The following is a 15,245-nucleotide window of genomic DNA, read 5'->3' as shown; positions in this document are numbered from 1 at the left end:
CAGCCTGGGCGGACGCCGTTGTCCATGTGGTCCCACGTTGGACCGTTGTGCGTTTATTCAGGGGATCGCCGTTGATCCGTATCTCTTGTGTAGCAAGCGCCGTGCCAGCTTCTCCAGGGGCATGCGGCGCCATTGACACCTGCTTTGCGCCAGATCATGGTGCCTCATGGTGCAAGCACGCCACTTGCTGGTGCATGCGGGAACCAACGATGGCATATCTTATCTAAACTACATTTGAAGCAGTAGCGGGAGACTACAATGGTCAAGACCCTGCAATGCCGATTTTGGCCACCTTGGCCGCCCTGGCCGCCATGGCTCGCTTGCATGTGCGCTGGCGTGTTGCTCCTTACATGGAGCAACACTGCTGCCGCGCACGAGCCTAAGGAACACAGCGAACTCGACGCCACCGTCGTCGCACACTTCCGCGCCGCAGCCGGTGCGCGGACAAGCCCGGCGCACACATTTATCGTGTGGCTTGCTTATCCCGACGAGGGCCGCACCCATGCGGTGCGCTGGACATTGACGCTGTCCGGCCCCTTCCCGCAAGGCGCCATGCAGAGGCGCTGGTCAGGCACACAAGAGGTGGGCGCTGGCGGCCAGAACGTCACCCTGCCCTGGGATGGCCGCGCCGACGCCGATGCGCGCGAACGGCGCGCGCGGGTTCCTGACGGCTTGTACCAGCTGCGCCTGCTGGCCGTGGCGGACGCCGGCACGCCGCAGCAGACGCAGGTGGAGCAGCAATGGCACATCCAGCTGCTGCGGGGGCGTGGCACGGCGCCCAGGGTGCCCGCCTTCCAGGCCGCCCAGCAACAACTGCCCGGCCTGGATGGCCAGGTGGACTACCGCATCGTCTACGCCAACCTGCACAGCCAGACGCGCCACAGCGACGGCGGCGCGGCGCTCGATGCCTGCCATGGCGCGCAAGACCCGCAAACGGCGCCCTACGGTCCCATCGATGCCTACCAATACGCGCAGCAACATGGGCTAGACGCGCTGCTGACGTCCGAGCACAACCATATGTATGACGGTTCTGACGGCACGAATGGCGCTGCCACCGCTGCCGAAGCGACAGCTCTGTACCAGACGGGGCTGGCCGAAGCGGCCGCCTACACGGCTGCCCACCCCGGCTTCCTCGCCCTGTACGGCATGGAATGGGGCGTCATCAACAAGGGCGGCCACCTGAATATCTTCAATAGCGAGCAGTTGCTGGGCTGGGAAAGAAATGCCGGCGGCGAACTGCTGGCCGACGTGGAAACGCCGAAGGGCGATTATGCGGGCCTGTACGCGCTGACGCGCGAACGGGGCTGGATAGCCCAATTCAACCACCCTGCCTATGCGGGCCAGTTTCTCGTCAACGGCCAGCCGCTGGGCTACACACCCGATGGCGACGCGGCCATGGTGCTGTGCGAAGTGATGAATACCTCCGCCTTTTCCAGCAACGACCAGGAATCGGAGACGCGGCGCAGCAATTACGAGGCCGCTTGCAACCGGGCCCTGGCGGCCGGCTACCACGTGGCCTTCAGCAGCAATCAGGACAACCACTGCGCCAACTGGGGCGCGTCGTATGGCAACCGTACGGCCGTGCTGGTGGCCAACCCGGCTGCCGGCATGCCCGTGACACGCGACAGTTTCCTGGAGGCACTGCGCGCGCGCCGCGTCTTCGCCACCATGGACAAGCACGCACAGCTGCTGTTCACGGCCAACGGAAAGCTGATGGGCGAGCGCTTCGACAACCATGGCCCGCTGCACCTGGCCACCCATTTCAGCAACAGCGCGGGGCGGCAAGCGGCGGCCATCGCCATCTTGCACGGCGTGCCGGGCGGCAATGGGTCCGTCACCCAACTGTCGGACCAGGCTGACATCACCTTCACGCCCGCGCCCGGCCCGCATTTCTATTACGCGCGGCTGACGCAGGATGACGGCAACATCATCTGGTCCGCGCCCGTGTGGGTGAATCAGTTGCCGTGAAGGGAGCTTAGCGTGGCGGCAGAAATTCCCGCGTGTCTGGCTGCAGCGGCGCCTGCTGCGCCATCAATTCGACGACCCAATCAATAAATACGCGCAGCTTCTTGCTGACATGGCGGTTGGGCGGATATGCCAGGTACAAGGGCATGGGATCGATCTGCCAGTCCCCGAACAAGGGAATCAGGGCCCCTGCCGCCACATGCGCCCTGGCCATGTAATCCGGTAGCCACAACGCGCCCAGGCCCGCCAGCCCCGCCGCCAGATAGCCATTGCCATCGTCAATCGACAGCGCATACTGGCCCTGGATCGTCACGCTCCTGCCATCGTGCCGCAGCACAGTGGAAAAGCCGTTGCCGCCACGCCCCCAGCGAAAGCGAACGATACGGTGCCGTGCCTCTTCCAGTTCCTGTGGATGGCTGGGCGTGCCTGCGCGCGCCAGGTAGCCTGGCGCGGCGTACACGGCCAGTTGCAAGTCGCCGATCTTGCGCGCCATCAAAGACTGGTCGCGCATCTCGCCGCCACGAATGACGCAATCGACATTGTCGCCAATGACATCGACCATGCGGTCGCTGGCGCCCATATCCAGCTGGATGTCCGGATAACGCGCGTAAAATTGCGGCAGCGCCGGCACCAGCAGCAGGTTGGCGAGCGGGCTGGGCACATCCACCCGCAACTGGCCACGGGGTAGCGCCGCAGCGCCGGGCAAGCTGGCTTCAATGTCGTCCAGGCTGGCCAGCACGGGCACGATGCGTTCGTAATACTCGGCACCATCGGCCGTGACATTGACCTTGCGCGTCGTACGGTTGAGCAACTTCAGGCGCAAACGGGCCTCCAGCTGCTGCACCAGCTGCGTCACGCTGGTACGACTCATGTGCAAGGTGTCGGCCGCCTTGGTGAAGCTGCCCGTCTCGACCACCCGCACGAACGCCCGCATCGTATCCAACTTGTCCATCGCCACCTCCCCGTACCGATTATTTGGATTATACAAACAGTCTTGGGGTAGTTTGCCCCTTTATCTGCGCGCCGGGCGTGGCTAAAGTTCTGTCCAGGCCGCCGTTGGGCGGCATCACCAAAGGAGCATGCCATGAACAATGCAATGACCACCCGCGACGTCGTCTTTCCACCTGGTCGCCAGGCGCTGTATGAAAAAAACCGCTATTCCCCCGCCGTGCGGTCCAACGGCTTGCTGTTCGTCTCCGGCCAGGTGGGCAGCCGCGCCGATGGCTCGCCAGAACCGGAACTGGAAGCGCAAGTCAGGCTGGCCTTCGACAACCTCAACGCCATCCTGCAGGCCGCCCATTGCACCTTCGACGACGTGGTCGACGTGACCCTCTTCCTGGTCGAACCGGAAGCGACATTCCAGCGCATCTGGGACATTGTGCTGGCCGAGTACTGGGGCGATGCACCCCACCCCACCGTCACGGCCGTGGGGGTGACGTGGCTGTACGGCTTCCAGTTTGAGATCAAGGTGGTGGCAAAGTTGCCAGCGTAGTACTTCCCAGGAAGCACGAAATTAAAAACCGTAGACACCGCCCAATGACGCAGAAAATGTGGCCAACAGGATTCAAATAAAATATTATATGAAACACATGCCAAGTCTATCGTAATAGCGATACCACACTGGTTCCTCACAGCAATCCATGGCACCATGAACGCGCCGTTTTGCCTGCAACGCGGCCTCCATCGGACCAACCAGGAACCCTTTATGTCGTCATATCGCACCTTTGCCAGCAGCATGCTGCTCGGCCTGGCCGCAGCGGGCATCGCCCATGCACAAGCACCCGCACCCGCCGCGTCCACTTCTCCGGCCGATCCCCACCTGTGGCTGGAAGAAGTCCTCGGCGACAAGCCGCTGGCCTGGGTCAAGCAGCACAATGCCGTCACCACCAAAGAATTGGAAGCCCGGCCCGGCTTCCCGGCCCTGCAGGCGCGCCTGAAAACCATCCTCAATTCGAAGGAACGCATTCCCTACGTCAGCAAGGAAGGCGATTTTTACTACAATTTCTGGCGCGACGCCCAGCATGTGCGTGGCATCTGGCGCCGCACCACGCTGGCGCAGTACCAGCTGGCCGAACCGACCTGGGAAACCGTAATCGACCTCGACCAGCTGGCCGCCGGCGAAAATGAAAACTGGGTCTGGGGCGGCGCTTCCTGCCTGTATCCGAAGGGCGAACGCTGCCTCATTTCCCTGTCGCGCGGCGGCGGCGACGCCAAGGTGGTGCGCGAGTACGACGTGGCGAAACGCGCCTTTGTCGACGGCGGCTTCACCCTGCCGGAAGCGAAGGGCAGCGCCAGCTGGATCGACCAGGATACCCTGTTCGTCTCCACCGATTTCGGCCCAGGCACGATGACCAGCTCCGGCTACCCGCGCATCATCAAAGAGTGGCAGCGCGGCACGCCGCTGGCGCAGGCGCAAACGCTGTACGAAGCCAAGGCCGACGATCTGAGCGCCGGCGCCTACAAGGGCTTCACACCCGGCTACGAACACCAGTTCATCGAGCGGCAGATCGATTTCTACAGCGGCGAAATGTTCCTGCGCGACGGCGCCAACTTGAAGAAGGTGCCGAAACCGGACGACGCGACGGCATTCACCGTGCGCGACCAGCTGGTCATCACACTGCGCTCGGACTGGAAAGTGAACGGCAAGACCTATGTGCAAGGCTCCCTGCTGGCCACCGACTTCAAGGCCTTCATGCAGGGCAAGCAAGAGCTGGAAGTACTGTACGCGCCCACGGCCACGTCTTCGCTGGACAATGTCACGCCGACGAAATCAACCATCCTCGTGACAACCCTGGACAAGGTCAAGAACCGCCTGACGGAACTGCGCCACGTGAACGGCAAGTGGCAGCGCCGCGCCGTCGATGCGCCAAAACTGGGTACCCTGGCCGTCAGCGCGCTCGATCCCGTCGACTCGGACCAGTACTTCCTGACGGTGACGGACTTCCTCAACCCGACCACCCTGTATCTGGCCACGGCGCAAAGCGACAAGCGGACCAAAATCAAGTCGCTGCCCGCCTACTATGACGCGGCGCCGTACAAGGTGGAGCAGTTCGAATCGACGTCGAAGGATGGCACCAAGGTGCCGTATTTTGCCATCATGGGCAAGAAGACGAAGTTCAACGGCAGCAACCCTACCGTGCTGTATGGCTATGGCGGCTTCGAAGTGTCACTCAAACCTAGCTACAGCGGCACCACGGGCGTGGCGTGGCTGGAAAAGGGCGGCGTGTATGTGCTGGCGAATATCCGCGGCGGCGGCGAATTCGGCCCCCGCTGGCACCAGGCGGCGCTGAAGGAAAACCGCCAGCGCGCGTATGACGATTTCATCTCCGTGGCGCAAGATCTGATCAAGCGCAAGGTTACCAGTCCGCGCCACCTGGGCATCATGGGCGGCAGCAATGGCGGCCTGCTGACGGGCGCCGTGCTGGTGCAGCGCCCCGACCTGTTCAACGCCGTCGTCAGCCAGGTGCCGCTGCTCGACATGCGCCGCTATAACAAGCTGCTGGCGGGCGCCTCGTGGATGGGAGAGTACGGCGACCCGGACGTGCCGGAACAATGGGCTTACATCAGCAAGTACTCGCCGTACCAGAACGTCTTCAAGGACAAGAAATATCCGCGCGTGCTGTTGACCACCTCGACGCGCGACGACCGGGTCCACCCCGGCCATGCGCGCAAGATGGTGGCGAAGATGGAAGAACAAGGCCACGACGTACTGTACTGGGAAAACACGGAAGGCGGCCATGCGGGCGCCGCCAACAACGACCAGCAGGCGCTGATGTGGGCGCTGACCTACACCTTCCTGCTCGAGCAGCTGAAATAAAACGGGCCTGACGGCACCTGGCAAGACAGAACGCCTGCACCGGACTCCGGCGCAGGCGTTCTTTTTTGGGGAGCTTACTTCAGCTGCGCGCTGGGACGTTCGGCGATGCGGTCGCGGTAGGCCTGCAAGTGCTGCAGCCCTTCCGCGCCCGGCCGATACTTCATCAGGCCCCGTGCGAATTCCAGCGCGCAAAAGGCCGTGATGTCGGCAATCGTGAAACGATCGCCGGCGATGTAGGGCTGGCTGGCCAGCACCTGGTCCAGCCATTGCGCCGTTTCGCGCAGCTTGCCCGCCTGCGCCGTGGCGAAATCGGGAAACTGCGGGTTTTCCAGCGCCACCAGGGCCGGATGGCCATGGCGCACCCAGTTGGCGGCGGCGCTGAACAAATGCAATTCCACGCGGCGGTCGGCCATTTCAATGAAGGCGCGCTCCTCGAAACCCTCGCCCATCAAATTGGGCTGCGGCTGCAAACCTTCCAGGTAGGTGCAGATGGCGCGCGTCTCGGTCAAAACGCGCCCGTCCGCCAATTCCAGCACGGGCACGCGGCCCAGCGGGTTTTTCGCCAGGAAGGCGGGATCGCGGTGCTGGCCCGCCATCAGGTCGAGCGCCACTTCCTCGATGCCGGTGATGCCCTTCTCGGCGATGAACATGGTGACGCGGCGTGGATTGGGCGTGCGGGGGCTGATAATCAGTTTCATGGGCGTGGGTCTCGTCTCGTTGTGGTGGAAAATCAGCTGTGGGACTGGCCTGTGGCAGTACGGCCAGTCACCCATCATACCAGCGTGCGGCAGGCAAGTGCCGCCCCGGGCGCGTTGACTTTGCCCCCGTTTCGCCTTAGATTGCTGCAGGGGAACGCTGGCCGCCAGTTCCAGCGATGTCCCCCACACGTCATCAACGCCCGCGGCCTACCCGGCTGGCGGGCGTTTTATCCATGAACCAAGGGCATACCATGCACCGTACACCGACACCGCGTTTCCGCCGCAGCCAACTGGCCGCCGCCGTCCTGGCACTGGCTGCCGTCACCGCCTTCAACCCGGGCCACGCCGCACCCGCCGCCAAATACGCCTCGGCCAGCCACGCCGCCACGACCACCACGCAGCTGCCGCGCGGCGTCAGGCCTTTGCACTACATTGTGTCGATCACCCCGGACGCCGCCGCCGCCACCTTCAAGGGCGAAGCGGCCATCAAGGTGGCCGTCGACACGCCAACAAGCAGCATCACCTTCAATGCCTTGAACCTGGCGTTTGCCGCCGCCGCCATCGAAGGCGCGGGCGGCAGCAAGCAGGTAACGCGCAAGATCGAGTTCGATGCGGACAAGCAGACGGCCACCGTGCACTTTGCCGAGCCCGTGGACAAGGGCGAGTACCTGTTGCGCATCGATTACAGCGGCAAGATCGGCACGCAGGCCACGGGCCTGTTCTCGCTCGACTACGACACGCCGCAAGGGCGCCAGCGCGCGCTGTACACGCAGTTCGAGAATTCCGATGCGCGCAGCATGCTGCCGTCATGGGATGAACCGGACTACAAGGCCACCTTCGCGCTGGACGTGGTCGTGCCGAGCAATCAGATGGCCGTCGGCAACATGCCCATTGCCCGCAGCGAGGAGCTGGGCTATGGCATGAAGCACGTGTACTTCGCCACCACCCCGCGCATGTCGACCTATCTGCTGTTCTTCGGCCTGGGCGACTTCGAACGGGCGACAAAGATGGCCGACGGCACGGAAGTGGGCGTCATCACGAAAAAGGGCGCGCTGGCGCAAAGCCGCTTCGCGCTCGACGAATCAGCCGCCCTGCTGCGCGAATACAACGATTACTTCGGCGTGCGCTACCCGCTGCCCAAGCTCGACAACATCGCCGCGCCGGGCCGCAGCCAGTTCTTCGGCGCCATGGAAAACTGGGGCGCCGTGTTCACCTTCGAATATGGCCTGCTGCTCGACCCGGCCATCTCGACCCAGTCCGACAAGGAAAACATCTACACCACCCTGTCGCATGAAATGGCGCACCAGTGGTTCGGCGACCTGGTCACCATGCGCTGGTGGGACGACCTGTGGCTCAACGAAGGCTTTGCCTCGTGGATGGAAAGCCGCACCACGGAACGCCTGCACCCTGAGTGGAACACGGCCCTGTCCAACGTGGGCGGGCGCGAATCGGCCATGAGCCAGGACGCGCTACGCACCACGCATCCCGTGGTGCAGCGCATCGCCACCGTGGAGCAAGCCAGCCAGGCCTTCGACGGCATCACCTATCAAAAAGGCGAAGCGGTGATACGCATGCTTGAAGCGTACGTGGGCGCCGACACCTGGCGCACGGCCGTGCGCAGCTACATGCGCAAGCATGCGTATGGCAATACGGTGTCGGACGACCTGTGGCGCGAAGTCGATGCGGCCGCCGGCAAGCCTGTCAGCGCCATCGCCCATGATTTCACCCTGCAGCCGGGCGTGCCGATGATCACGGTGGGCCAAGCCGTGTGCAGGAAGGGCAGCACGCGCGTGACCCTCACGCAGACGGAATTTTCCAAGGACCAGCCGGACAAGAAGCCGCTGTCGTGGAAAGTGCCGGTGATCGCCTCGACGGTCGGCAGTCCCAAGCAGGCGCGCGTGCTGGTCAAGAATGGCAAGGCGACATTGAACGTGCCCGGTTGCGGCGCCCTGCTGGTGAACGCGGGCCAGAGCGGCTACTACCGCACCGTGTACGCGCCCGCCAACACGCGCGCGCTGGCGCGCAGCTTTGCGCGCCTGGCACCCATCGATCAACTGGGCTTGCTGTCGGACAGCCAGTCGCTGGGCCTGTCGGGCGCGCAAAACCTGGCCGACTTCCTGGAACTGGTAAAAGCGACGCCCCTGTCGGCAGATCCGCAAGTGCTGGGCAAGGTGGCCGCCTCGCTGAACGGCCTGTATGAACAATATGCGGGCGATGCCGTGCGCCAGCAAGCCTTCGGCCGCTTTGCCATCGCCCGCCTGGCGCCGATGATGGCGCAGACGGGCTGGGAAGCGCGCGCCGGCGAAGCGTCCAGCGTGGCGACCCTGCGCGGCCGCCTGATTGCCATCCTCGGCGACATGGGCGAGCCCGGCGTGCTGCAAGAGGCGCGCCGCCGCTACGCGGCCAGCGAACAGGCCGGTGAGCAAAATGCCGCCGCCATGCCCGCGCCGCTGCGCCGCACCATTCTGGGCGTGGTGGCCCAGCATGCGGACGCCGCCACCTGGGAACAGCTGCACGCCAAGGCGCAGCAGGAAAAGACGCCGCTGGTCAAAAACCAGCTGTACGACCTGCTGGCCTCCAGCGATGATCCTGCCCTGGCACAGCGCGCGCTGACACTGGCGCTGACGGACGAACCGGGCGTGACCAACAGCCCCGCCATGATCTCGCGCGTGGCGCGCACGCATCCGGATCTGGCCTTCGACTTTGCGCTGGCGCACCTGGAACAAGTCAATGCGCGCATCGACGCCAGTTCGCGCAGCCGCTACTTCCCACGCCTGGCCGCCGGCTCGGCGCAGCCGGAGATGATCGCCAAGCTGAAGGCGTACGCGCAAGCCAACCTGCCCGAAGGCGCGCGCGGCGACGCCGACAGTTCCGTGGCTGGCATCGAGTACCGCATCAAGCTGCGTGCAGAACGGCTGCCAGCGGTCGATGCATGGCTGGCGAAACAGGCGGGCTAAGTGGAATTGCCGGCGCTACGGCGCCGGGAACGGATGAAAACGCAGGCAAAAAAAACCGGCTTCGCAAAGTGCGGTAGCCGGTTGAAACGCTGTTTCAGAGCGCAGGGATAAACTGGGAAAAACAAGAAAGCGGAAATCGTGCCGGTCATTGAGGTGTCCGGCAACCCTGCGCCCGGGGTTTCCGTGCGCCATGACTCCACTATGCCAGCCCTTCGTTGAGACAGGCTTAGGACTTCATTAAATTCCCGCCCCATCCCTTCATTTCCCCTGCTCCGCCCTGCGATCATTACTATAAAATAAGTTTTACGTGTCTGGTGCCGATGGTTGAGCTCACCGGCTAAGCTGTTGAGTCATGCCTGCATCCTATCGCTCCCGGAACGTAGTGATCTGCGCACCGCATGCTGTGTGCCAACGAAAGCATCATAACAGCGGCATATGACGGCTGTATGACGCAGCGCTAACATTGCACGCGCGCCGACGCGCAGATCGCGTACTATTCCCCCATCGCCCCAGCCCCTTGCGTCCATGCCCAGCCAGAAACACCGCCTGCCGTCCGCCATATGCACCACTTTTCTGCTTGCATGCGCCGTGCTGGCGGCCTGCACGCCCTTGCCTCCCGCTCCTGCCCAGGCACCTGCGCCGGCCGCCCCTGCCGCCATGCCCGCGCCCGCGTGGCAACAGCCGGGCATGCGCGTCCTGCATATCGTCCCGCAGGAATCCCTGCTGACCATCACCGTGCGGCGCGGCGGCGCGCTGGCCCGCCTGGGGCATGACCATGTGATCGCCAGCCGCACCCTGCAAGGCGTGGTGGCACCTGCGCCGGGACGCGCACAATTCCAGTTCCGGCTGGACGAGATGAGCGTGGATGAAGAGAGCTTGCGCCAGGCGGCCGGCCTGACAACGACGCCGTCGGCGGACGCCGTCGCCGGCACGCGCCACAATATGCTGGTGCGCGTGCTCGACGCCGAGCGATATCCGTGGGTGCGTATCGAGGCCCGCCGCACGGGCGACAAGGAGGTGCTCGACGCCGACATCACCCTGCATGGGGTGACGCGCACAGTGCAGCTGCCCGTGCGGGTGGCGGAAGCGGCCGATGGGCGCGGCTTGCAGGCCAGTGGCAGCCTGCTGCTGAAACAGAGCGACTTCGGCATCGTGCCGTTCGCCGTCCTGGGCGGCGCCATGGCCGTGCAGGATCAGATGGAACTGGCGTTCCGCATCACCGCCCGGCAGGAAGTCAGCGCGCCAGGATCAGGCGCAGGCCCAGGCCGATGAAAATGGTGCCGGCCACGCGGTCCAGCCACAGGCCGGCGCGCGGGCGACGGTTGAGCCAGAGGCCGACGGCGCCGGAAAAATAGCCGAGCAGGCCGAACAGCACGCAAGCTTGCGCCGTGAAGACCAGGCCCAGCTGCGCCGTCTGCCAGCTGGCATTGCCCTGGCCTGCGACAATGAATTGCGGCAAGAACGAGAGGAAAAACAGCACGACTTTCGGATTGATACTGTTGGCGAACAAACCCTTGCCGAACAGGCGCAGCAGCGATTCGTCGGGCAAGACAGCCGCACCGTCGACTTTCGCGCCGCCACGGCTGCGCAAGGCGCCGATGCCCAGCCATACCAGGTAGAGGCCGCCAGCTACTTTCAGCGCGGTAAAGGCGATGGGCGAGGCGGCAAGCAGGGCCGACACGCCGACGGTCGCCAGCACCGTGTGCGTGAGGCAGCCAAGGGCGCAACCCAGGCCGAACGCCATGCCCTGGCGGCGCCCGCGCGACATGCCCACGCCCAGCACCATCAGGTTGTCGGGGCCGGGACTGGCGGTAATGAGGACGGCGGCGGCCAGGAAGGCCAGGAACTGGTCGGGACTGAGCATGGAGGTCTCGCGGGCAAAAGGCGCCATGATACCGGAGTGTGCGCCATGCCGGCAGGACATGAAATTGTCCTTATGCCACCGAGAGTCGATTAAAATGAGTCATCTACAGCAAACGGCATTGCCGCCAGTCCCGCGCGACCATCACCACACTCATCGATGCCAGCCCACCCGCCCCCATCCCGCCACCGCGCGCCCAGCTCCCGCGTCAGCGTCTGGCTATGCGGCTGGCCGCTCCTGATCGGCCTGCTGTTCGGTCTGCTGGGGCTGACGGGCGCGGCGCAGGCGGCATCCTTGTCCCTGAGCAAGCAAGGCATCCATCACCTGGGCAGCGGCGGGCAACTATTTCTCGCCGGAAATGACAGCGCGCCCGCCGATGCCGCCGCCCTGCCCGCCTGGCTGGCGCGCCAGCGCCCGGCCGACCAGGTCGACCTGTTCGGCGGCGCCTACTGGCTGCATGCGCAAGTGCGCAACGACAGCAGCGTAGCAGCCTGGGTCATCGACCCGAACGACACCCTGATCGACCTGGTCGACCTGTACGTGTATGGCCCCGGGCCGCACACGGCGCCGCAGACCTTGCTGACGGGCTACCAGCGCCCGCACGAGTATTTATTGCACTACGGCAGGAACGTGCAACTGGCGCCTGGCGCCACGTATGACATCCTGATCCGCTTTTCCAGTCCGTATTACGCGCGCGCCCCCCTGTTCGGCATGAAGACGCAGCAGGACTACCGCAAGCTGGTGGGCAAGGAAAACTTCCTGATGGTGGCGTCCATCGGCGCCCTGCTGGCGCTGGGCCTGTTTAATTTCTTCATCTTTTCCATCACCCTGGACAAAGCCTCGGCCTATTACGCGCTGTACGTGCTGACCTATGGCCTGGCCTGGGCCATGACCTTCCACGTCTTTGCCGACCTGTTCGACTGGCACCAGTTGCAGTTGCATTACGTGCCGTTTTTCCTGCTGCCCGTCTTCAGCACCCTGTTCTACATGCATTTCCTGCACCTGCGCGACTACTCGCTCCTGCTGTACCGCATCAGCAAGGTCAACCTGGTGCTGCCCCTGCTGCTGCTACCCAGCTGCTTCTTCGCCCTGTCGTATGCGCACACCCTGGCCACCATCGCCATCAGCATCTGGATGCTGCTGGCGCTCATCTGCGGCATCGTCGTCTGGTGCCGCGGCTACCAGCCGGCGCGCTTCTTCGTGCTGGCCTTCGTCGCCCTGATGCTGCCCGGCTTTCTGATCCTGCCGGCCAACCTGGGCCTGATGCCGGCCATGGTGGCCAATGCCCAGCTGGTAACCCTGCTTGGCGGCACCTTCGACGGCTTGCTGCTGGCGTTTGCCCTGGCCGACCAGATCCGTTTGCTGCGCAACAATCTGGAGCAACGCGTGCGGGAGCGGACGTTGGCGCTCACCCTCAGCAACGACGCCCTGCTGAAGGCCAAGGAGCACGCGGAAGTGGTCAGCCGCCACCGCATCGATTTCCTGTCGGCCATGAGCCACGACATCCGCACCCCGCTGGCCGGCGTGATCGGCATGCTGAAATTCGCCCTGCGCGACCAGTCCGTCAAAGGCCGCACGCAGGAATACCTGCGCATCGGCCTGCACAATGGCGTCTCCCTATTGACCATTCTCAACGATATCCTTGATTTCTCGAAGATCGACGCGGGCAAGCTGACCCTGGAAACCGTGGACTTCGACCTGCTGGCGCTGATCGGCGACGCGGCGGGCATCGTGCAGGGCCAGGCCGACGCCAAGAGCCTGCTGCTGCGCCGCGAACTGGCGCTGGACCTGCCCCGCTACGTGCGCGCCGATCCCACCCGATTGCGGCAAATCCTCATCAATCTGCTGGGGAACGCGCTGAAATTCACGGCGAATGGCGAAGTGCTGCTGGAAGTGCGGCGCCCCCGCACGCTGCCGCGCGGCGATGGCCGCTGCGACATCGAATTCATCATCAGCGACACGGGCCCTGGCATCGATGCCGACACCTTGCCGCGTTTGTTCCAGAAATTCGAGCAAGCCGACCATTCCACCACGCGCCGCTACGGCGGTACGGGCCTGGGCCTGGCCATCTGCAAGGAACTGGTCGAACTGATGAATGGCACCATCGGCGTGGAAAGCCGGGTCGGCATCGGCTCGCGCTTCCATTTCACTTTGCCGCTGCAAGACGGCAGCGCGCCGGCGGCCGACGCGCGCCGGCCAGTACGCCAGGCGCGCCATGCCTGCCGCCTGCGCATCCTGTGCGCCGAAGACGTGCGCACCAACCAGATCATCATCGGCACCCTGCTGGAGGGCATGGGCCATGACGTCACCATCGTCGAAAACGGCGAGCAGGCGCTGCGCGCGCTGGGCACAGGCGCCTACGACTGCGTGCTGATGGATGGCCGCATGCCGCTGATGGATGGCGAACAGGCCGCGCGCCTGATCCGCGACGGCGGCAACGCGCAATTCCCCATTCCCGACGCGCACATCCCCATCCTCGCGCTGACGGCCAACGCCAGCGAACACGACCGGCAACGCTACCTGGCATCCGGCATGGACGACTTCCTCAGCAAGCCCGTCGACGAAGCGCTGCTGTTCGAGAAAATCGACGCCATCATCGACCTGCTGCTGGCGCGCGGCCATGCCCTGCCGCCGGCCGCGCCCACCGAGGACGAGACCCTGGCGCACCAGTTCGGCCTGGACGTCGCCGACGACGAACCATCCGCGCCGGCCGATCCCATGACGGCGCCCGTGCACATCCTTCCCCTGGCAGGCTTGTCGCCGCAGCACTTGCAGCGTATCGCGCAAGCGTTCTTGCTGGAAGCGCCGCGACGCCTGGACCTGGCATGCCACGCCGTGCGCGATGGCAACGCCGGCGCGGCCGCGGCCGCCTTCCACGCCTTGAAAGGCAGCGCCGGCTACCTGAGCCGCCCCACCCTGCACAGCCTGTGCCACCAGATGGAAACCCTGGCCTCGAACGGCCAGCTCGATAACGTGGAGCAATTCCTGCCACAACTGCAGGCGGCGCTGGACGTGGCGCGACACGACCTGGAAGATCAGCCCGGAGCTTGAACCATCCAGTCATGCGATTGCAGCCACGCCAGCAACAGTTGCGGCCAGGCGGCCGGCTCGCTGCCCGGCTTGCCCAGGCCCCAGCCATGGCCGCCGCTCTGGAACTGGTGCAGCTCGACGGGTACGCCCGCGCGGCGCAGAGCCGCGGCCATCAGCACACTGTTCTCGGGGGGAGAAATGGGATCGTCCAGTGCCTGCGCCAGAAACACTGGTGGCGTGCGCGCATCGACTTGCAATTCAACCGACAGCGCGTCGCGCGCCGCCTGCGTCGGATGGGCGCCCAGCAACTGCTTCTTCGCATGCGTCGTGTCGTATGGTCGCTGCATGGTCAACACGGGGTAGAGCAGTACGGCAAAGTCGGGCCGCGCGGATAAGACGTCCATCGCGTCGACAGGCGCATACAGGGCGGCGTCGGGCTGCACGGCCGTCATGCCGGCCAGGTGGGCGCCAGCGGAAAACCCGAGCATGCCGATACGCGCAGGGTCAATCCCCCACTCTGCCGCGTGCGCACGGATCACGCGCATGGCGCGCTGGCCGTCCTGGAATGGCGCGGCCACCCCGCCGCCCTCCTGCGGCAAGCGGTACACGAGTTCAAACGCCGTAATGCCCTGCGCCTGCAGCCAGCTGGCGGCCGGGGCGCTTTCCTTGCCCGCCTCGATATGCGCATAACCGCCGCCGCTGACCAGCAGGATGGCCAGGCCGTTCGGCTGCGCCGGGCGGTGCACGATCAGATACGGTTGTTCGACCTGCGTGAGGGAGCCCTTGGCACTATCGCGCTGCGGGCCGGGCGCCGCGCCACCGGGCGGCGCACCGGGCCACAACACAATGGCGCCAGCCGGCGCGGCGCTGGCATGCAGGTGGACAAGGACAAGACACAACAGCATCAGGCAGCGCAT

At 64.9% G+C, this 15,245-nt stretch carries 10 protein-coding genes; 6 read left to right on the top strand and 4 right to left on the bottom strand.

The window, feature by feature from the left end; translation table 11 throughout:
* The first annotated feature begins 336 nt into the window (after positions 1 to 336).
* Positions 337 to 1,968, top strand: coding sequence for a CehA/McbA family metallohydrolase (locus tag ACQ4WZ_RS04875; protein ID WP_436572696.1), 1,632 nt, complete (start codon positions 337 to 339; stop codon positions 1,966 to 1,968).
* Positions 1,969 to 1,975: 7 nt separating this feature from the next.
* Here ACQ4WZ_RS04875 and ACQ4WZ_RS04870 read toward each other — a convergent pair whose 3' ends face one another.
* On the bottom strand, positions 1,976 to 2,917 hold the full coding sequence (locus ACQ4WZ_RS04870) for a LysR family transcriptional regulator (RefSeq protein WP_436572695.1): 942 nt from the start codon (positions 2,915 to 2,917) through the stop codon (positions 1,976 to 1,978).
* A gap of 144 nt (positions 2,918 to 3,061) precedes the next feature.
* Between ACQ4WZ_RS04870 and ACQ4WZ_RS04865 the strand changes: the two genes are divergently transcribed.
* Together ACQ4WZ_RS04865 and ACQ4WZ_RS04860 are read left to right on the top strand one after the other, a co-directional pair.
* Positions 3,062 to 3,457 carry a RidA family protein gene (locus ACQ4WZ_RS04865; RefSeq protein WP_436573854.1) on the top strand — a complete coding sequence of 132 codons (396 nt, stop codon included), beginning with the start codon at positions 3,062 to 3,064 and terminating at the stop codon, positions 3,455 to 3,457.
* A gap of 213 nt (positions 3,458 to 3,670) precedes the next feature.
* Positions 3,671 to 5,782 (top strand): prolyl oligopeptidase family serine peptidase, encoded by a 2,112-nt coding sequence (locus ACQ4WZ_RS04860; protein ID WP_436572694.1) that lies wholly within the window; start codon positions 3,671 to 3,673, stop codon positions 5,780 to 5,782.
* A 74-nt stretch (positions 5,783 to 5,856) separates the two neighbouring features.
* Here the strand turns inward: ACQ4WZ_RS04860 and ACQ4WZ_RS04855 are convergent, their stop codons facing one another.
* The gene (locus ACQ4WZ_RS04855; protein WP_101481916.1) at positions 5,857 to 6,480 is read right to left on the bottom strand and encodes a glutathione S-transferase family protein; all 624 of its coding nucleotides are present in this window, start codon (positions 6,478 to 6,480) and stop codon (positions 5,857 to 5,859) included.
* A 251-nt stretch (positions 6,481 to 6,731) separates the two neighbouring features.
* Here ACQ4WZ_RS04855 and ACQ4WZ_RS04850 point away from each other — a divergent pair, with 251 nt between their 5' ends.
* Both ACQ4WZ_RS04850 and ACQ4WZ_RS04845 read left to right on the top strand, forming a co-directional pair.
* A complete protein-coding gene (locus ACQ4WZ_RS04850; RefSeq protein ID WP_436572693.1) occupies positions 6,732 to 9,437 on the top strand; it encodes a M1 family metallopeptidase in 2,706 nt (901 codons plus the stop codon).
* Positions 9,438 to 9,962: 525 nt separating this feature from the next.
* The gene (locus ACQ4WZ_RS04845; protein WP_243858005.1) at positions 9,963 to 10,709 is read left to right on the top strand and encodes a YceI family protein; all 747 of its coding nucleotides are present in this window, start codon (positions 9,963 to 9,965) and stop codon (positions 10,707 to 10,709) included.
* Here the strand turns inward: ACQ4WZ_RS04845 and ACQ4WZ_RS04840 are convergent.
* Positions 10,672 to 11,301: a LysE family translocator gene (locus ACQ4WZ_RS04840; RefSeq protein WP_101484623.1), complete on the bottom strand. Its 630-nt coding sequence runs from the start codon at positions 11,299 to 11,301 to the stop codon at positions 10,672 to 10,674. The two genes, ACQ4WZ_RS04845 and ACQ4WZ_RS04840, sit on opposite strands and share 38 nt — an antisense overlap.
* Positions 11,302 to 11,457: 156 nt before the next feature.
* On the opposite strand from ACQ4WZ_RS04840, the gene ACQ4WZ_RS04835 reads away from it, so the two are divergent.
* Complete coding sequence (locus ACQ4WZ_RS04835; RefSeq protein ID WP_436572692.1) at positions 11,458 to 14,349, top strand: hybrid sensor histidine kinase/response regulator; 2,892 nt, start codon at positions 11,458 to 11,460, stop codon at positions 14,347 to 14,349.
* Here the strand turns inward: ACQ4WZ_RS04835 and ACQ4WZ_RS04830 are convergent.
* Positions 14,334 to 15,245, bottom strand: a complete 912-nt coding sequence (locus tag ACQ4WZ_RS04830; RefSeq protein WP_436572691.1) for an alpha/beta hydrolase — start codon at positions 15,243 to 15,245, stop codon at positions 14,334 to 14,336. The two genes, ACQ4WZ_RS04835 and ACQ4WZ_RS04830, sit on opposite strands and share 16 nt — an antisense overlap.

It is taken from the genome of Janthinobacterium darwini, assembly GCF_051380905.1.
In the GTDB taxonomy this organism is placed as follows: Bacteria; Pseudomonadota; Gammaproteobacteria; order Burkholderiales; family Burkholderiaceae_D; genus Janthinobacterium.
The sequence above is the reverse complement of the archived record's forward strand: the minus strand, read 5'-3'. Positions and strand labels throughout refer to the sequence as shown.